This window comes from Enterovibrio sp. FF113, assembly GCF_041439165.1.
GTDB lineage: Bacteria > Pseudomonadota > Gammaproteobacteria > Enterobacterales > Vibrionaceae > Enterovibrio > Enterovibrio norvegicus_A.
Genome location: NZ_JBGONO010000018.1, coordinates 26,623 through 45,745, shown reverse-complemented (window position 1 = coordinate 45,745; position 19,123 = coordinate 26,623). Strand labels below are relative to the sequence as shown.

Below are 19,123 nucleotides of genomic sequence, written 5' to 3'. Positions count from 1 at the left end.
AGTATGTCTATGAGAACAATCCAAGGCGTCGCCGTTCGACACATTGAACGTGCTGACAACGCGGTATTGGAAGGGCTCGCCGAATGCGGCAGCGCGACTGTGCATGAAGCCCAAGCGCGCACAGGCAACCTTAACCCTAACCTGCGTCCTATTTATTCTGGTGCGCAAATCGCGGGCAGTGCCGTGACGGTGTTGGCACAACCTGGCGACAACTGGATGGTGCACGTGGCGATTGAGTTGTGTCAGCCCGGCGATGTGCTGGTGATCGCAACCACCTCGCCGTGCACAGACGGCTATTTCGGTGATTTGTTAGCAACGTCTGCCCAAGCGCGTGGCGTGCAAGGGCTGATCATTGACGCGGGTGTACGTGACACCAAAGATCTAACAGAAATGAATTTCCCCGTGTGGTCAAAAGCGGTGTCTATCAAAGGCACAGTGAAAGCGACATTGGGGTCGGTGAACGTGCCCGTGGTTTGTGGCAATCAACCGATTTATGCCGGTGATGTGATTGTGGCCGATGACGACGGCGTGTGTGTGGTGCCAAGAGACCATGCAGAAACGGTTCTAGCCGCAGCGAGATCACGAGTGGCGTTAGAAGAAGAAAAACGACAAATGCTTGAGAGCGGCATTTTGGGGTTAGACATGTACAACATGCGCCCTAAGTTGGATCAAGCCGGCTTTCGCTATGTAGATGGTTTGGAGGATTTGGAATGAGCAAGGATACGCTGATTATTGATTGTCATGGTCATTACACCACAGCACCGAATGCGCTGGGTGAATACCGTGATCAACAGAAAGCCGAACTGGCAACCGATCCTCTGTTCGACCACGTCAAAGGCGTGGTGAACATTTCCGATGACCAAATCCGTGACAGCCTTGAAGGTGCGCAACTGAAACTGCAAAACGAGCGCGGCACGGACGTGACCATTTTCTCGCCGCGTGCAAGTTGGATGGGGCACCACATTGGTAACCAAACCACGAGCAAATATTGGACTGAGCACTGCAATGAACTGATTCATCGTATTGCAGAGCTGTATCCACAAAACTTCATTGGTGCGGCGCAATTACCGCAATCGCCTGAGGCAGACTTAACTGTGAGTGCAGCAGAGCTTGAGCGTTGCGTGAAAGAGTTTGGGTTTGTGGGGTGTAACCTCAGCCCAGATCCATCAGGTGGCTACTGGACAGCGCCGCCGCTGGATGACAAATACTACTACCCCATTTACGAGAAAATGTGTGAGCTGGATGTACCAGCGATGATCCACGTCAGTGGATGCTGTCACCCGTGTTTCCACACCACGGGCTCTCATTACCTTGGTGCTGACACCACGGCATTCCAACAGTTGATGATGTCGAAAACCTTGTTCAAAGATTTCCCTGAGTTGAAGTTCATCGTGCCACACGGCGGTGGCGCAGTGCCGTATCACTGGGGGCGTTTCCGTGGTCTGTGTGACATGTTCGGCTTGCCAGCACTGAATGACATCATGGAAAACAACATCTTCTTTGATACTTGTGTCTACCACCAAGAAGGTATCGATTTGCTGCTTGAAGTCGTGCCAACGGAAAACATTCTGTTTGCCTCTGAGATGATTGGCGCGGTGCGTGGGATAGACTCGCAAACGGGTCACTTCTTTGACGACACCAAACGTTACATCGATGGTTCAACACTGAGCGATGAAGACAAAGCCAAGATTTTCAATGGAAATACGCGCCGAGTATTCTCTCGATTAGATGCCAGACTGAAAGAAGTTGGTTTGATTTAATGTGCGTTATTTGAGCGTTATTTGAGCGTTATTTGAGGAGTAAATAATGCGTGAAAAAAGAGATTATGACGACATTCCCGGCACCTACGTGTTTGATGGACAAAAGTCGCGCCAAGGGTATCACCTCAACATGTTTTGCATGTCGCTGAACAAAGCTGAAAATCGCGATGTGTTTCGTGAGAGCGAAGCTGAGTACCTCGACAAATACCCCATGACGGAGGCACAGCGCAAAGCGGTATTGGCGCGAGATTGGCTGGGCATGTTGCGTTTGGGTGGCAATATCTATTACACCTTCAAACTCGCCATTTTTGATGGATTGACCATGCAAGATGCAGGCGCAGGCATGTCGGGAAATGGCATGACAGTGGATGATTTTCGTCAAATGATGCTGTCGGGTGGTCGTTCCATTGAAGGTAATCGCAGCAAAGCGGAATGGGCGGAATATTACGCGCGTCCGGAAAACAAGGATGAAGCAAATGGCTAAAGTGGTTGCAGGGATTGGCACATCGCATATTCCATTGATTGGCGCTGCCATGGATAACGGCAGTATGCATGGCGAATATTGGCAGCGTTTCGTGGGCGGTGTTCAGGTCGCCCGCGATTGGATGGAAACGGTCAAACCCGATGTGTGTTTGATTGTATTTAATGACCATGCGTCTGCCTTTTCGCTTGAATCTGTCGCGACATTCTCGATTGGTGTCGCCCCAGAGTTTCACCCTGCTGATGAAGGTTACGGCCCGCGTCAGGTGCCTTCTTGTCAAGGGCACAGTGAATTTGCGTGGCACATTGCGGAATCGTTGATCCTTGATGAGTTCGACATGACCATCGTTAATCAGATGGATGTGGATCATGGCCTTACCGTGCCCTTGTCTGTGATGTATGGGCAGCCGAGTGAGTGGCCGTGTAAAGTGATCCCGCTGGCGGTCAACGTGGTGCAATATCCTCAACCCACGGGCAACCGTTGTTTCAATCTGGGCAAAGCGATTCGTAAAGCGGTGGAATCCTTTCCTGACGATATCACGGTCGCCATTTTTGGGACGGGCGGGTTATCACATCAGCTGCAAGGCGAACGCGCTGGGCTGATTAATACCGAATATGATTGCAACTGGCTCGACAAAATGGTCGAAGACCCAATGGCGGTGAAAGACATTTCCCACACCGAATATATTCGTGAAGCCGGATCAGAAGGTATCGAGGCCATCATGTGGCTGGTGATGCGCGGCGCGATGGATGAAAAGGTCGATGAAGTGTATCGATTTACTCACGCCCCAGTGTCGAACTCCCATTATGGTTTGACATTGTTAGAAAACAAGTGTGACAGGGTCACATCTGATGTGCTCACATTCAAGGAGTGAAGAATGAAAATAGTCATGGTGGGTGAGGGCGCGTTCGGACACAAGCACCTCGATGCGTTGAAAAATATTGATGATGTGGAAGTGGTCTCTATTGCGGGTGGTGTGGAAGAAAGCACCCGCGAGACCGCAGAGAAATACGGCATTCCGCATTGGACGCTAGACCTTCAAGAAGCCTTGTCGCAACCGGGCGTTGAAGCGGCTATTATCACGTCGCCAACGCCGATTCATGCCGCGCAGGCCATTGATGTGATGGAAGCAGGCAAGCATGTGATGATCGAAATCCCAATGGCCGATTCTTTGGCCGATGCAGAATCGATTTGCACGGTACAACGTGCCACCGGGTTGGTCGCGATGGCAGGGCACACTCGCCGTTTCAATCCGAGCCATCAATACTTGAACAAGAAGTTTCGCGCGGGTGAACTGACGATTCAGCAAATGGATGTGCAGACCTATTTCTTCCGTCGCCAGAATCTCAATGCCTTGGGACAACCGCGCAGTTGGACGGATCATCTGTTGTGGCATCACGCGTGTCATACGGTGGATTTGTTTGCGTATCAAACGGGCGAAGACATTGTGCAAGTGCAAGCCATGGAAGGGCCAAAGCACCCTGAGCTTGGCATTGCTATGGACATGAGCATTGGGTTGAAAACGGCGTCTGGTGCTTTGTGTACGCTGTCTTTGTCGTTCAACAACGATGGCCCTCTCGGCACATTCTTTCGTTATATTTGCGATAACGGCACCTACATGGCGCGTTATGACGATTTGGTTGATGGACGTGAGAATCCGATTGATGTCAGCACTGTCGATGTGTCAATGAATGGCATCGAGTTGCAAGACAGAGAGTTCATTGCCGCCATTCGTGAAGGGCGCGAACCTAATGCCAGTGTGTGCCAAGCGTTGGTAGCGATGAAAGTGCTTGATAAAATTGAACAAGTGCTGAGTCACTAGCTTGCTATAGGTCATCATTTTCATTCGTTAGGTACTATTAAGGGGAATGTCATTACATGGAAAAGCGCAACATTGGATCGCTAAGCGTGTCACCGATTGGGTTGGGCTGCATGAGCATGTCTCATGGCTATGGGCCAAGCGATGAAAAAACATCGATTCAGCTGCTCAATGAAGCGCTCGATGTGGGCTATGACTTCCTCGATACCGCCACCATGTACGGGGGCGGAAGAAACGAAGAACTGCTGGCAAAAGCGCTAAAAACGCGCCGACAGGAATACGTGCTGGCGAGTAAATGCGCCTTGTTTTCCCAAGACGGTAAGCCGACGATTGACGGTAGAGCAGAGACTATCAAAGCGCAGTGTGAAGCGAGCCTGCAACGGTTAAAAACCGATGTGATTGATCTTTACTACTTACATCGACTCGACCCAAAAGTGCCGATTGAAGAAAGCGTGGGTGCCTTAGCGAATTTGGTCCGCGAAGGAAAGATCCGTGAAATTGGCTTGTCTGAAGTCTCCGCAGATACTTTGCGTCGCGCGCACGACATTCACCCCATTGCGGCGGTGCAATCTGAATATTCCCTATGGACACGTCTACCAGAAATTAAAATGCTCGATGTGTGTGAAAGTTTAGGAACCACCTTTGTGCCTTTTTCACCCCTTGGTCGTCAATTTTTGACGGGTAAAGCCCAAGAAGCGTCGTGCTTAACGGAGGGAGATATTCGCACCAGCAATGCACGTCCACGGTTTGAAACCGAAGCGTTTGCCCAAAACAGTAAACTGCTCGAACCGCTTAGAGAAGTGGCGCAAGAATTCAACTGCTCGTTGGCACAGTTGGCGTTAGCGTGGATTATTGCGTTACCAAACCGGGCCGGTAAGCAAACGCTCATTCCTATTCCTGGCACCAAACATATTGCGTACATGCGTGAAAATATCGCGGCAATGAATGTGAATTTACCGCTTGATGTGGCTGAATATGTGTCGAGCTTGATTGACGATGATAAGGTCATTGGCGCGCGTTACAACGACAGGCAAATGAAAGTCATGGACTCTGAGCGAGACAGAAACTAGGGTGCAATGTGTTGGTAGTGGCACAAAAGATTTGACCCTAAAAGCCGTCTGAATGCAGACGGCTTTGTCGTTTTGGTAAGCTTGATGACTGAACTTGAAGAGCAACTTGCCCATCAACCGATAAATTTACCGACAAAGTTCGTAATATTGCCAAAGCTTGCGCCAGCCATGACCACCACAATCAGTACGCCCATGACCGACAAATACACAGGGTGTTTGTAGTCACCCACAATGTCTTTACGGCGTGTTGCAGCAAGCACGAATCCCAATACCACAGGCAGGATAATACTGTTGACCAGACCTGCCAGCATCAGCAGCAAGATAGGCATGTTCATCAACACCGTACCGACGCTGGTGATGATAATGAAAGCAATACACCAGCGTTTTTCGTTACGTGCGACGACAGGGAATAGGGTTTTAATCAGTGAAATCGCCATGTAGGAATTGCCGACCACTGAAGTGATAGAGGCAACAAACAGCACCAGGCCGAAGATGAAGTAGCCGACGTCCCCAGCGCCTTGACGGAAGGCATCCGCAGCAGGATTTGAAGTATCCAGTACCGCGCCCGCAGCAATCACACCAAACACGGCGAAGAACAGCAGAATACGAATGACCACCGCAATCGAAATACCTGCCCATGCGGCGGTTTTAATCGCGGCTGCGTTTTCTTTGCCTTGCAAGCCGATGTCGACCAAGCGCTGTGCGCCAGTGTAGTAACCGCCAACAGCACCACCGACGATGGTCAGAGTGGGCAGTAGTAAGCTTCCGACGTCACTTGGCATGACCGCAGCGGTGAGGGTTTCGCCGATTGGCGGCAGACTGGTCATGGCTACGTAAGCGATCAACACAATCATGAACAGGCCGAGATAACGCGCCATCTGGTCCATGCGCTTCGAGGCGTTATGAACCACAAACAACAAACAACCGACCACGCCTGTGAACAACGCGCCCCATGTTGTATCTACGCCAGTGAGGACATTAATGCCCAATGCCGCGCCGCTGACATTACCAAAGTTAAACGCCACGGCGCCAAGCGCGAGCAAAATACCGATAAAGTAACCTGCACCTGGTGCAATTTTATTGGCGATATCTTGAATACGTAGACCAGACACACCCACGATGCGCCAAAGGTTCATCACAATACCGAAGGTGATAAACATCGATGCGAAAACAGGGAAGGCCATGTCCATCTTGTAGATGTTGGTGAATACGGCAGTTTGCGTAAGAAATCCAGGGCCAACTGATGTTGTAGCCATAAGGAATGCGACGCTAAGAATGGCCTTGTTTTGCCAAGACGTTGTAGGGGTGTTTTGAGTAATCGTTTGCGTTGTCATGCCGAATCCAAAAATTGTTGTCTCTCTCTTTATAAAAAAAGAAAAACAACTGACCGGGATCAGCTGACGTTTGGCGGGTAACTTGTTGAAAAAACTCGTCGTTGCGGCTTGTCTTTTTGCTGGGAGCGGATACTAAAGACTCACTAAAAGTAAGTCAATCATTAAGTCAGAAAAAACGGAATGTTCTAATGCCATTGCGTACCACTGAATGGTTTTTCAATGATGTAACACATCCGTATTGTTCGACAGTGTTTATGAGATGTGCTCAAGGTTTCCACTAAATGCGGTGGTTATGTAGTCGATTGAAGGGTTTTTGCCATTGAATCTGGGCATGGTAATTCGTAAGGTCAAAACAGCATAAATTTTTTGATTTTCGATATGAACACTTAGAGGAAGCGCCAATGGATGGGATACCAAACCATGTCATGCTCAAACAATATAGTGACCAAGCTTCATTTTCTGATAATCACGTTCGTGAGATCCCTTATCAAGGGGAAACGGCGATGGATATTTACTTGCAGGTCATGAACAACACACCTAAGTGGGTGGGGGCGTTAATGCGGTTGCGCAACCGCATCACTTCTGCAATCGGCCTAAAACACCTCGGGAACTTCGATGATTTTGCTCCCGTTAAAACAGATTACAAGGTCGGTGATCGTGTAGGGATTTTTACCATGATCTACCACTCACCCGTTGAGGTGATCATGGAAGACCAAGATAAACATCTTGATGTGAAAGTCTCGTTTCACATTACGCCAAATGGCGACCGCGCGAAAGTCACGGCGAGCACTGTGGTGCATGTGAAAAACCGACTTGGAAAGGTGTACATGTTTTTCGTTGGCCCCATCCACAAATTGATAGTGCCTGTGACGCTAAAAAAACTGCCTTCGCCAGAGTGAAGACATGAAGGTTTTCGATAAGTATCGGAAACCAGGTTAGTGCGCTAAGGGACGCTGATGCAGGATGCATAAACGGATACGCTTGGACTGAAACTGGTTCTGTGTGTCCCACTTAAACTTCGCGCGAACAATTTACCACTGTTGGTTTCTGTCGACGAACCGTAACGTAAAGCCCCCGCCCACCCATAACCCGAAGTCAAATTTCCCATCTTTGTTCTCAAGGATGTTATTTCATTCACTGTGGTTCTGCGCCAATTGTCTCTGTAATTAAATCTGATGCTCGCGAGGTGAGAGCAGTAACGGTCGTAAGCGCCATCTTTTCCATAGGTTGAGCTGTCAAAATCATCATCCCAGTTTAAGCCAGTGTTTTGAAATCTTGCAAAATTTTCGGGGCTACCCGTCACTGAAGAATCACTTTGAAACGATTCGTAGGTTTTCCCTGAGTTTGTTGACGTGGTGTCTGCTGTGTAACCCAAATGAAGCATCAGTGCTTCGCTAGGGGTGCCTGTAAACAAATTCTCTGTGACCGTTTCTGCGATGACTTTGAGGCATACGCCCGTCGCAGTGTTCGAGCTGGCGTCGTCAACAGCACCACCGCACAGCGACAAAGACGTTGTCGTCACCGTCACTATATTGCTCGTAATTGATCCTATGCTGGCAGTCACCTCCGACGTGCCGGCGGCCATCGCATTCATTTGTGGGCCAGAAAACGTCGCTATGCCTGAATCAGAAATGTTCATTGTGACGCTATTGGAAACATCACTGACCGTTCCTTCGTTATAGGTGCCTGTAACAGTAAATGTCTGAGAAGCATCGTATTCCATCGTTGAGGTTATGGCGTTACTTCCACCGACTTGAGGGTTAATTCCATTAAGCTCGGGCGTCAATTCAAGAGAGACTATGTAGGGTGGAACAACATCTAAGCCAAAGGCATTACTTGATCTGCCTCCGACTGTGGCTGTGATGAAAGCAGAGCCAAGCGACAGAGCTTTAACTAAGCCCGTCGAAGAGACCGAAAGCACACTGTTGTCTGAAGATGTCCAAACAACGCCATTATTGAGTGTCGATTTCGAGAGGGGAGCGGAAGAAGTGATGACTTTTAACTGCAACGTTTGACCGGGAGAAAGTTGCAGGAGTATTTGAGCTCCAGTCTCTCCATCGGTCTGAATATCAATGGAATTTGGAGCCGTTTGCGCTGTATCTGTACTTTGGTCACTATTGCTGCCGATCCAGATGAAATCGCCATTGCATCCAGCGAGATGCAAGCACAACAAAACGATGAAACCTTGATAAACAACTTTCACCAAGTACTACCTCTGTACAACAAAGTGCATATGCATAGTTAAAGCGTAGTCCATAGATGGGAATTACAACACTTTCAAATGAATATTTTTTCATTGTAAGTATCTATAGAATATAAATTTTACCTTTATAGGCACATCAGTTTCGTTTCAAATTCTCCGTACTTCCCACGTTCAGATCTTCGTCCAGCTTTGCTTTGATCTCATCAATCAAATCCATAATTGAAGCGGCTTCATCAGGTGTCGCCCCATCGAGCAATGCATCTTGAAGTAGTGAATTAATGCGTTCCTTCCTTAAAAGAAACAAATCATGCAGTGAATACGCCACTTCCAAACGACGTTTAGGGAATTGTTCGATGAGATGGCGCAGAATCTCTCCGGAACGTTTTGGATAGGCCATGACAATATTTTTGGCGACGTCATTGGCATTCAATGCCGAGCCTTGCAGAGCGAGTTTAATCAACAAACCCGGATCAGAGGGATTTTGTCCCAGGGCAGCAATCAAGAGTTTCAGTTCTGGATTGGTGGTGTTGGTGTCTTTAAAGTCGAGCATAGGATCAAGCTCAGATGCCCCAGGAATAGGTTGGACACTGACCTTGAACGTGTTGGTTGAGGGTATTTTTTCTGTTCGGACGTACAGCTTCCGGATCATGAGGAACACAAACACAAAAACATGAACCGTAATGATGTAGTAATAGAGCCACACCACGCTAAATTCGCTCATCAAAGAACTGGCGACAATCGGGCCGATCACTCCGCCAGCGCCCAATAATATTTGCATAGTGCTGGTAACGGGCATCGCTTCTTTTGGATCGATGTGGTCAAACACTTGTGTCACTGCTAACGGAAACAATGCCACGCCAGAACCACCGGAAATCCAGAACAGTACCGCCAATAACTCTATTGGGTAGGGATGGAAGTTATCGAGTACGATCAAACTGTTGCTGATCACGCCCATCACCATTAGCCCTGATGCGATGACGCGTTTGTCATATCTGTCCGCTAACCATCCGGTGGGAAACTGGGTAAGCAACCCGCCCATTTGATAAGAACCCAAAATAAGCGATAGCCAAATCCCCGAAATACCTTTGCTGTACGCGTACAACGAAATGAGTGACACGCTTGACGCGTTAATCAAACCCGCACAAAAACACAAAAGTGTTCCCGAGGGGGAATAATCCCAGAGTTTTTTTAGCGTAATGGGCGTGCTTCTCGCGGGCAATTCAGGTGCCGGTAAACGGCTCATGGACATGATGATGAGCGAGAAACAAAGAAAAACAGAGATCAAACCGAACAAGCGTGGATCTTGCTCGTTGAACATACTGAACAGAAAGGGCGCAGTACCAAAACCAATCGCAAAACAAATCTGATACGTGCCGTAAACGCGTCCTCGATTGCTTCGGTCACTTAAAACGTTGAGCCAGCTTTCCAGCGTGATAAACGAGGTGACATAGCAAAACCCAGCGATCATCCTAAGCGCGCCAGTGAGCCAAATGTCCGTGGTGTAACTGTGGATCACGGACACAATCGACAACGTCGCAGCCATGGATGCAAATGCCCGAATATGACCTGCACGCAGCACGGCACGTGAGCCAAATAGCCCCGCACAAATTGCGCCCACGGCAAACATACTCATGGCGAGACCAATATTTGAGGTCTCATAGCCTGTTTCCTTCATGCGTATCGGGAGCATGATGAAGAAAAGGTTATGGCTGATGGCAAAGCCAAAAATGGTAAAAAGGATGGGGCGTATACGCCAAAATATATTTGTTTTCATATCCGTATGTCGTCAGGCTCTTCCAATTTAAGCGTAGACTTAATTTCTAAACGCAAATGTCATCAATTCAGACAGTTTCAAGCATGCAGAAGTGATAAATAGACACGGTGAGAGCCGTGCTTTCTGCTTTGCAAATTGAACAATGATTGGGGCTGGTTTTTCACCAAAATAGTACCATGAGATGGCACTAAACCTTGGTCTCATCAGGAAGTGATAGCGCTATCTCTTGGCTTTTTGACAGCATTCTTATTAATGGAATAGCAATGACTTGGGTATCAATAGTTTTGCTTTTTCGACCTAGGGTTTGATTTTGGTGGATGAATAGCAAAAATGTACTTTTCTGTGTCTTTGAAATGGCTTTTATTTTAAATTGGATAGGCTCTTACTGTCATGCTTTGCCAGGGTGTAAACCATTCTTATTGAATTCTAATGGCAATAACTATTCGTTAAATTAGGAGGGGTTATGGTAAGTCTGGAAAAATTAAAACCTGATCATGAAAATGAAATACGGAAAATCACACTTGGTGATGAACAAGCGAAATATACAGCCCTTCCTGATGCGTTTCTTTCTAGTGATAGAGGAAACGCCGAACATTTTGTTGTCATGCTTGATGGCGTTGTCGTTGGGTACTTCAAAATTGAACGAGATTTTTCTACTCAACGTAATGCTTGTGATGAGAATGCTATTGGGCTTAGGAAATTTGCGATTGATCTAAATCAGCAAGGGAAAGGATTAGGCAAAGCGGCGGTCTTATTGTTGGGGAAGATGGCGAAGGAGCATTTCCCAGAAGCAGATTGGTTGTACTTGACCGTGAACTGCAAAAATACAGTTGCATATCAGTGTTATCTCAAGGGTGGCTTTGAAGACACACATGAGCGCTATCTTGGTGGGCCCAATGGCCCACAGCACATTATGAGGCTTGAGATCTAGCACCAGAAAACGCGTAAAGTGAATGCCTATTCAGTCTTATGTTTATATTTTCTGTTGATCATCTGCCTTTGTTGGTTAATATTGGTTTCTTGTATTAATAAATATTCTAAATTTAAAACCCTCTTGTTCTCTTTTTCTTTTACATTGTATATTTCGAATTGAGATGTCGTCTCTTTGGTGAGTCATTTAATTCCATTTAACACCAATGATCTTTCCTTTAATAAACTGTGATCCTGTTTCCGTTAACAAATATTTACATTTACATTGTGTGGAAGAATATAGTCCTGAGTGTTTGACTGATCTAGTCAAATAAAAAGGACGACATCTATGAACACATTCAACGTTAGTGGTAGAAAGCTGTTGGTCGTGGCAATGAGTGCCGCATTGCTGACGGGTTTTGCAGGCTGTGAAGATCCAAGGTGGGTTGCAAATAAAGTTAGCAAGGCAATCAAGGAAAAGAATCTTGTTGATCATCTTGAGGCCATGGAAGTAGCGGCCGTGCCAACGCCCGATGGCAGTTCAACAACACGCGCTGCGGGGACTGAAGGTTACGCTAATTCCGCGGATTATATCAAAGCCACGCTGGAAGCGAATGGCTACGATGTCACATTCCAACCTTTCGATTTTAGAAGCTGGTCTGAACAAGATGGCACAACGTTAAGCGTCAATGGGCAAGCGCTTGTTCATGTACGTGATGCAACGGACGATATTCCGGCGGACTATGCTGCCATGTCTTACTCTGGTGGTTCTGATGGCGCGTTGAACGCTGACATTGCCTTTGTGACGCCCGATTTTGATTTTGAATCCCCAGACTACGATGATACTGATGGTTGTGAAGCCGCCGATTTTGATGGCGTAGACGTGACCGGAAAAGTGGCGGTGATCCAGCGTGGTGGCTGTACATTCAATGCGAAAGTCGTGAATGCGGAAAACGCAGGTGCGGTTGGCGCTATTGTGTTTAACCAAGGTAACAATGACGGTCGTAAAGCCGTGGTCAACGGCACCTTGGGCAGTGACAGTGAAGCGGGTATACCTGCGTTTGGTGCTCGCTATGATCTCGGTAAAGCTTGGTATGACCTTGCGCAATCGAATGCGGTCGCTGCGGCGTTGAATATCGGTGTTGAAGACGAAGTTGTTGTGACACAAAACCTCCTAGCAGAAACCAAAAAAGGTAACCCTGATCAGATCGTGATGCTGGGCGCACATTTGGATTCTGTGCAAGAAGGACCGGGCATTAACGATAACGGTTCCGGTAGTGCGGGGATCTTGGAATACGCGATTCGCCTAGAGAAGAAAATGAGGCAACTTCCGGTTAACCAAAAGAACAAAGTCCGTTTCGCTTGGTGGGCGGCAGAAGAAGCTGGCTTGGTCGGTTCTAACTACTACACCGAAGAGGTGTTAGGCGGTTATTACAACGATGCACAAGCACAAATCATGGAAGAGGAAGGTGTCACTGATCCGGCAGACCTCACCGCGGCACAGCGTGAATTGGTCGATGCGCGTTATCTTGAAATCAACCCGATTAAAATGTACCTCAACTTCGACATGATCGGCTCGCCAAACTATGTGTTTGGTGTGATGGATGGTGATTTGTCAGATACCAAAGACAGCCCAGACAATGCATACCCAGGTGACTTTGAGCCACCAGAAGGTACGTCGCACATCGAAGGTCTGTTCAACGAGTTCTTTACTGATAAAGATGAATCCACTGTGCCGCAAGCCTTATCAAAACGTTCGGATTACTCGGGCTTTGCCGATTGGGGAATTGCGTTTGGTGGTCTGTTTACAGGGGCTGAACAAATCAAATCCGCAGAGGAAGCCGAGCAATTTGGCGGTGATGTAGATGTCGCTTACGACAAGTGCTATCACCAAGCCTGTGATGATCTCAATAACGTGAGCAACAAAGCGTTAAGAGTGAACTCGAAAGCGCTAGCTTACGTGGCGACCTTCTATGCGATGAGTGATGATCTCTATGCGGATGGACGTGAAGATGAACCTGAACAGCGCACACTGCTGCGTTCTTTGTCGGTGCAAGAATCTAGCAATCAACACAGTATTGGTCAGAAAATTAAATCTGCATCGCGTGAAGTGTCTGATCATGGTCACTTCCATGGTGATTTCGACCAAGACCGCGAATAGTCAGCAGATAGACTGGATCGCGTTTGTTAGTGCAACAGAGTGAATACAGTAAAGCTGATTAAGAAGTAAAACCTAAAACCTAAAACCAAGGGAGCCAAATGGCTCCCTTTTTGATTTTCTATGTATTTATCCCCAAACGAGATTATTTGGCCATTTCTCCTGCTTGCATGGCCAGGCGCATTTGGCTATTTGCCGCACCAAACCCTGTGTATCCATTGCGTTGGACAATCTCAAAGCAGAATCTGCCTGCAAACAAAGTGGTATAGAGTTGGTAGAAACTGCCGTTTTCATCTTCGTCATACAAAATATTAAAGCGCTTGAGCTTGGCAATAGTTTCATCCGACAGGTCGAATCGTGCCGCTAAATCGTCGTAGTAATTGACCGTTGCCGGTAAGGTCGTGGTTTGTTGGGCATCCATAAACGCGGCCGTCGCGAAAATATCTTTGGTGGAGAGCGCAATATGGTTCACGCCCGTGCCTGCGTATTGATCGAGGATACGGCTAGATACCGTGCGTGAAGCTTGGCTGCTGTTTAAGGTAAAGCTCACGCCGCGATCAGGCGTTTGTAGGGCTTGGCTTCGAATCAGACCGCCGGGATCGGTAACATTCACGGTTGGCATGGTTCGCATGCTGAACATCGAACGGAACACCAGCACAGAGTGGAGCATTTCTTCGTAGCTCATCGAGAGCGCAATATGATCGACTTTATTCAAAAACGCCTGCGCCTCAACATCGCTATGCCACTGAAATTCACGCTCCCAATGAGCCGGTTTTTCTGACCCATCCACCATATAAAGCAAGCTTTCACCTGGGCCATAAATGGCAGGAATACCGTGTGTGTCGGTGTTTGGGTTGCCATAAACGGGGGTGAATTCCAGTTTCTTGGCTCGCTCCACCATGTCTTTCACGTTATCGCAGGTCATGCCGACCGCACAGACTGAAACACCGTGATGCTGGTGGAAGTTCTGTGCAAAACTGTCTGGCTCCATGTTCATCACCAGATTGATATTGCCTTGTCGCCACAACTCAACATGTTTCTTTTTGTGTGTCGCTGCATGGCTGAAACCCAGTTGAGAAAGCAGCTTGGTGAGACTTTTCTTCTCGGTATCGTTCAGTGCAAACTCAATGAATTCGATGTCACGAGGTGGCGACACGACGGGAATAGACGTTGCGTCCTCGTCGGGTGTTTTTTCCGCAGCGTGGTTGGCGAACACTAATGAACGATATCCATCACGCGCTGTTTTCTCTGCTGATCCCGCACGAAACTGGTCGTTGAATATTTCCAGCGAGAAAGGGCCGTCATAGCCTGTTGCATGCATGTTGGCGACGAAGTGGTCAATCGGCAAATCACCTTGGCCGGGGAAACAACGGTAATGTCGGCTCCAGCTTAGGTGATCCATTGACAAACTTGGCGCATCCGCAACTTGCACGAGAAATATTCTGTCACCGGGAATGTTGAGCATGGTATCAAGCTCAGTTTGGCGCGAGAAGATGTGAAAGGTGTCTAGGCACAGCCCAACGGCATCATGGTTCGCTCGACGCACGATTTCCCACGAATCGCGATAGTCATAGACGTATTTCCCCCATGCCAGCGCTTCATAAGCAATCCGCATATTACGCTTCGATGCGCGCTCGCCTAACTCATGAAAATCATCGGCTGCTCGTTGAATACCACCCAAGGCATGCGGTGATGTATTGCTGCAGACCATTAACAGATCCGTACCCAACGCTTCCATTAGGTCGAATTTTCGCTCAGCGCGATCAAAGGCTTTTTGGCGATAAGGAGCAGGTAAACCTTCAAAGTCTCGAAAGGGCTGATAGGTCACCACTTCTAAACCGTGATCGTCCAACATACGGCGGATTTCTTTCACAGAACCGTTGTGGGTGATCAGATCACTTTCGAAAATTTCGATGCCACGAAAGCCGGCTTTTGCGATAGCTTCAATACGTTCACGAAAGGTGCCTGACAAACATACAGTTGCAATGGAGTAGATCATGCCTCGTCTCCGTATGTCGCCATGAGTCCGTCGATGGCCAGTGCATAACCTTTTACGCCAAACCCAACAACAATGCCTGCTGCAACGGGGGAAAGATAAGAATGATGACGAAATTCCTCACGGGCATGGACATTGGAAATATGAATTTCAATGACAGGGACTTGTGCGCCTTTAATGGCATCTTGTAAGGCCACTGACGTATGGGTAAACGCACCGGCATTAAACACCACGCCGATCATGTCACCGTTCGCGATTTTTCTTCCCGCATCATGCATAGCATCAATCAGGACACCTTCATGGTTGCTTTGCATAAACTCAATCGCCACGCCGTGTTTCTGGGCGGCGTCGTGACAGAGTGTTTCGACATCCGCGAGCGTTGTGTTGCCGTACAGGCCGGGTTCACGTTGGCCTAACAAGTTGAGATTTGGGCCATTCATTACCAGTATTGATTTCATCATTTACTTCCTTGTCTAATCCGAAAATATTACCCAATATCATCGATATATACGGTTCTTCCCGTTTTCACGGCTTCTAAAACGGCTTCGGTGACACGAAGGTTCTGAAGTCCATCTCGCACTGTTACCAAGGGTTTTTCTTGCTTGCGTATCACTCGACAAAAATGATTAAGCTGCTCAACCAAAGGATCTTTGCGCTCAAGGGTAATGGTTTCGCTGGTAAAGGGTTTCCACCAAGAACGATCAGCTTTTATCGGATAATGCTTAAGGCGCATGGTAGGCACTGAAATAGAGCCGTCAGTGCCTGCAATGTGGTAGCAATTTTCATCAGTGCTCGTGGCGTACGCTTTGTTTTCTTGCGAGGTTTGCTCCCAGCTAGAGCCAGAAGCTGCCGTGTCTGAGAGTAAAAATGTCCCCAACGCGCCATTGGCAAAGCTGAGGTTAATCGACACCGTGTCTTCCACATCAAAGTTGCGGCGACGGTTTGATGCCATGGCCTGTACCGCAACAATTTCGCCGCATAAATAGCGAAGGTTGCCAATTTCATGGATGAGATTAATCAGAATAGGGCCGCCGCCTTCTTTGGTGCGCCATGGTGCGGCGTCAAAGTAATCATCGGGTTTACAGAACAGTGCGCAACCTTGTACGGCGACCAAGGCTCCCAGCACGTCGGAGTCAATTAGCTCTCGTGTCCGCTTGATGATGGGGCTATGCATACGATGGTGTCCAACCAATAGGGTGTCCCAAATACCTGGAGAGCGCATTGCAATGTTGAGTAATTCCGTCGCTTCTGCCACTGAATGTGCCACGGGCTTTTCAATCAAGACGGGAACCTTGTATTCCATGCACACTTTGGTTTGCTCGACATGCATGTTGTTAGGGGTGGCAAGGATAACGCCATCAACACGTAAAGTAGCAAGCATGTCGTTCAGATCAGAAAAGTGCGGGACGCCACATTTTTTTGCGAGTTCAATGCTGGCTTCAAAAGGGTCGACAATGGCTGCAAGCTGACAGACTTCGCTGCTTTGGATGAGCTGAATGTGATTTTTGCCAATCAGACCAGCACCAACGACAGCAAGGTTTAATGGTTCCATGTGGGGCGAATATCCTTATTAGTTAATAGCGATATGCAGGGAGCGTGTCGCAGATGACGACGAGTTCAGTGATCGACATGCTTGAAATGACCAAACTTGCAATTACCAAACATTGAAGAGTTAGCGTTGTTCACCAAACTCACGTAAGCGCTCAACAAATCCACCTAAGTGCGATTCCAATGCGTGAACACAGGCCGGAAGGTCACGATTTAGTGCGGCCTCTAAAATCACCTGATGTTCGTCAATAATATGTGTGCCTCGAAAGCCATTAGTGCGCAGTTCCATCATCACAAACTGTCGGAACTGATCGTAGATCTGTCGATGGTAGTGCATGTGTAATTCCGAATCGCAGGCACCAATCAATGCCGCATGGAACTCGTAATCACAGCGATGCCACATCATAAAGTTGTCTTCAATGTTGTTGCGCATTTTGCTCTCTACATGCTCAAGCTTGTGGTGGGCAGCAACCAGATTGCTTTCCCATTCCATATCGCCATTTACAAAAGATTGCTCTGCGCCATTGGATTCAAGAAGAATGCGCAGCCGCGTCAGCTCTTCCATCTTCTTGGTTGAGAAGCTAGCGACGTGAAACCCTTTTTGCCCTTCAGCAATCACTAAGCCATCGCTGGCTAGTCGCGTCAGGCATTCGCGTAATAAGTTCACACCGCTGCCATAGCGTGTTTTTAGCGACTCCATACGCAGACGGCTTCCGGGTTTATAGTCGCCTCTTAATAAATCTGTTCTTAACGTTTCATAGAGGTTCATTGCCTCTGGCCTCAAGCGTTGGATTAACCTACATCCACATTCTCGTCCTAATAAAACGAAGAATATGTCTTATTTTTATGAATTCACTATAAGTCAAAAAATGTCCCTCAAAATGAATAATGGGTGATGTTTTAACAAATGAGACACATTTGGGTAACAACGACGTAATCGGATCGTCTACGCTATGTTCATGTTAAACGGTGCGCTGATTTTTTGACCAAGGGGGTCATTAAGCAAACCAAATGCTGGGTACTTGAATCACAAGGGCCCATACAAAGGAGTGGTGTATGAAATTGTTGTCCAGATCCTCGGCAAGCTGGCTGAGCAACGTCACGAAAGCAACAACGTTGGCGATTGCGATGCTTTCTGTAACGGCTGCTAGTGCTGCGGATATGAAGTTGCGCTTATCGGCGCCAAGTTCGGAAACTGACCAACGTGCAATTGCATTAACGGAAGTGTTTGGGCCAGGCGTAGCGAGTTTTGCGGAGTTTGAACCGCACTGGAATGCTTCATTGTTTAAGCAAGGCACTGAGCTAGAAGCCATTGCTCGTGGCAACCTTGATATGGCGATGGCATCGGCGCAAGAATTGGCCGAATTCATTCCTGCCTTTTCTATTTTCGCAGCGGGCTACATGCATCGTGATGCGGACCATCAGGTCGCGGTGTTTAATTCTGATGCCATGGACCCTTTGAAAGAAGAAGTGGAAGATCTGCTGGGTGTGAAACTGCTTAGCGTGATTTATCTAGGTCGTCGTCAGTTGAACCTTCGTACTGATGAGGAAGTGAAAACACCGGCAGATCTTGCGGGTGTGAAACTGCGTATGCCAGGTTCAGATTCATGGCAGTTCTTGGGTAAAGCGCTGGGCGCAAACCCAACACCAATGGCCTTTACCGAAGTTTATACCGCTTTGCAAACTGGCGCGGTTGACGGACAAGACAACCCATTGCCAACCGATAAAGATGCCAAGTTCTACGAAGTGACTAAGCAGATTGTATTGACGAATCACTTGGTGGATTTGAACTATTTAGCGGTATCGAAAAAAGTGTGGGATGACTTAACGCCTGAACAGCAAACCCAAATGCAGAAAGCGGCTGATGATGCTGCGGCTTATGGGCGCAAAAACCAACTGGCATTGGAAGCTGAGTTGGTGGATTTCTTCCGCGAGCAAGGCTTGAAAGTGTATGAGCCTAATCTAGAGGCTTTCCGTTCACACGTTCAAAAAGCGTACCTTGAGTCTGAGTTTTCTGAAAGCTGGCCGGAAGGCATGGTGGAAAACATCAACAACCTGTGAGGTTTAACGC

General features: G+C 47.9%; 17 protein-coding genes. 10 read left to right on the top strand and 7 right to left on the bottom strand.

The features are described from left to right. The first annotated feature begins 3 nt into the window (after positions 1 to 3). The 6 genes from ACED36_RS15050 to ACED36_RS15025 are packed head-to-tail and all read left to right on the top strand — an operon-like array spanning position 4 to position 5,130. Complete coding sequence (locus ACED36_RS15050; RefSeq protein WP_016958086.1) at positions 4 to 714, top strand: 4-carboxy-4-hydroxy-2-oxoadipate aldolase/oxaloacetate decarboxylase; 711 nt, start codon at positions 4 to 6, stop codon at positions 712 to 714. Further along, entirely contained in the window at positions 711 to 1,760 is a 1,050-nt protein-coding gene (locus tag ACED36_RS15045; RefSeq protein WP_016958085.1) for an amidohydrolase family protein, read from the top strand. Before ACED36_RS15050 ends, ACED36_RS15045 begins: the two co-directional genes overlap by 4 nt. Positions 1,761 to 1,806: 46 nt before the next feature. Next, the gene (gene ligA / locus ACED36_RS15040; RefSeq protein ID WP_016958084.1) at positions 1,807 to 2,244 is read left to right on the top strand and encodes a protocatechuate 4,5-dioxygenase subunit alpha; all 438 of its coding nucleotides are present in this window, start codon (positions 1,807 to 1,809) and stop codon (positions 2,242 to 2,244) included. After that, positions 2,237 to 3,115, top strand: coding sequence for a class III extradiol dioxygenase subunit beta (locus ACED36_RS15035; RefSeq protein WP_016958083.1), 879 nt, complete (start codon positions 2,237 to 2,239; stop codon positions 3,113 to 3,115). Before ligA ends, ACED36_RS15035 begins: the two co-directional genes overlap by 8 nt. A gap of 3 nt (positions 3,116 to 3,118) precedes the next feature. Continuing rightward, positions 3,119 to 4,063 (top strand): Gfo/Idh/MocA family oxidoreductase, encoded by a 945-nt coding sequence (locus ACED36_RS15030; protein WP_016958082.1) that lies wholly within the window; start codon positions 3,119 to 3,121, stop codon positions 4,061 to 4,063. 56 nt (positions 4,064 to 4,119) lie between these two features. Then, the gene (locus ACED36_RS15025; protein ID WP_016958081.1) at positions 4,120 to 5,130 is read left to right on the top strand and encodes an aldo/keto reductase; all 1,011 of its coding nucleotides are present in this window, start codon (positions 4,120 to 4,122) and stop codon (positions 5,128 to 5,130) included. Between the two features lie 113 nt (positions 5,131 to 5,243). Here ACED36_RS15025 and ACED36_RS15020 read toward each other — a convergent pair whose 3' ends face one another. Next, positions 5,244 to 6,464: an NRAMP family divalent metal transporter gene (locus ACED36_RS15020; protein WP_371733501.1), complete on the bottom strand. Its 1,221-nt coding sequence runs from the start codon at positions 6,462 to 6,464 to the stop codon at positions 5,244 to 5,246. A 401-nt stretch (positions 6,465 to 6,865) separates the two neighbouring features. On the opposite strand from ACED36_RS15020, the gene ACED36_RS15015 reads away from it, so the two are divergent. Continuing rightward, complete coding sequence (locus ACED36_RS15015; RefSeq protein WP_102391717.1) at positions 6,866 to 7,363, top strand: DUF2867 domain-containing protein; 498 nt, start codon at positions 6,866 to 6,868, stop codon at positions 7,361 to 7,363. 44 nt (positions 7,364 to 7,407) lie between these two features. On the opposite strand, the gene ACED36_RS15010 is transcribed toward ACED36_RS15015, so the two are convergent. Together ACED36_RS15010 and ACED36_RS15005 are read right to left on the bottom strand one after the other, a co-directional pair. After that, on the bottom strand, positions 7,408 to 8,667 hold the full coding sequence (locus tag ACED36_RS15010) for an Ig-like domain-containing protein (protein ID WP_371733500.1): 1,260 nt from the start codon (positions 8,665 to 8,667) through the stop codon (positions 7,408 to 7,410). Positions 8,668 to 8,803: 136 nt separating this feature from the next. Continuing rightward, positions 8,804 to 10,441: an MFS transporter gene (locus ACED36_RS15005; RefSeq protein WP_016958077.1), complete on the bottom strand. Its 1,638-nt coding sequence runs from the start codon at positions 10,439 to 10,441 to the stop codon at positions 8,804 to 8,806. A gap of 463 nt (positions 10,442 to 10,904) precedes the next feature. Here ACED36_RS15005 and ACED36_RS15000 point away from each other — a divergent pair, with 463 nt between their 5' ends. Both ACED36_RS15000 and ACED36_RS14995 read left to right on the top strand, forming a co-directional pair. After that, the gene (locus ACED36_RS15000; protein WP_016958076.1) at positions 10,905 to 11,372 is read left to right on the top strand and encodes a GNAT family N-acetyltransferase; all 468 of its coding nucleotides are present in this window, start codon (positions 10,905 to 10,907) and stop codon (positions 11,370 to 11,372) included. A gap of 327 nt (positions 11,373 to 11,699) precedes the next feature. Beyond that, positions 11,700 to 13,511, top strand: a complete 1,812-nt coding sequence (locus tag ACED36_RS14995) for a M28 family metallopeptidase (protein ID WP_016958075.1) — start codon at positions 11,700 to 11,702, stop codon at positions 13,509 to 13,511. Between the two features lie 142 nt (positions 13,512 to 13,653). Here ACED36_RS14995 and ACED36_RS14990 read toward each other — a convergent pair whose 3' ends face one another. The 4 genes from ACED36_RS14990 to ACED36_RS14975 form a co-directional block, all read right to left on the bottom strand. After that, positions 13,654 to 15,507 carry a bifunctional sugar phosphate isomerase/epimerase/4-hydroxyphenylpyruvate dioxygenase family protein gene (locus ACED36_RS14990; protein WP_016958074.1) on the bottom strand — a complete coding sequence of 618 codons (1,854 nt, stop codon included), beginning with the start codon at positions 15,505 to 15,507 and terminating at the stop codon, positions 13,654 to 13,656. Continuing rightward, positions 15,504 to 15,962 (bottom strand): type II 3-dehydroquinate dehydratase, encoded by a 459-nt coding sequence (gene aroQ, locus ACED36_RS14985; RefSeq protein ID WP_016958073.1) that lies wholly within the window; start codon positions 15,960 to 15,962, stop codon positions 15,504 to 15,506. The genes ACED36_RS14990 and aroQ overlap by 4 nt, the downstream gene beginning before the upstream one ends. 29 nt (positions 15,963 to 15,991) lie before the next feature. Continuing rightward, on the bottom strand, positions 15,992 to 17,056 hold the full coding sequence (locus tag ACED36_RS14980; protein WP_016958072.1) for a Gfo/Idh/MocA family protein: 1,065 nt from the start codon (positions 17,054 to 17,056) through the stop codon (positions 15,992 to 15,994). 120 nt (positions 17,057 to 17,176) lie between these two features. Continuing rightward, a complete protein-coding gene (locus ACED36_RS14975; RefSeq protein WP_029486124.1) occupies positions 17,177 to 17,821 on the bottom strand; it encodes a GntR family transcriptional regulator in 645 nt (214 codons plus the stop codon). Positions 17,822 to 18,108: 287 nt separating this feature from the next. Between ACED36_RS14975 and ACED36_RS14970 the strand changes: the two genes are divergently transcribed. Then, on the top strand, positions 18,109 to 19,113 hold the full coding sequence (locus ACED36_RS14970; protein WP_016958070.1) for a sialic acid TRAP transporter substrate-binding protein SiaP: 1,005 nt from the start codon (positions 18,109 to 18,111) through the stop codon (positions 19,111 to 19,113). The last annotated feature ends 10 nt before the right edge of the window (positions 19,114 to 19,123 follow it).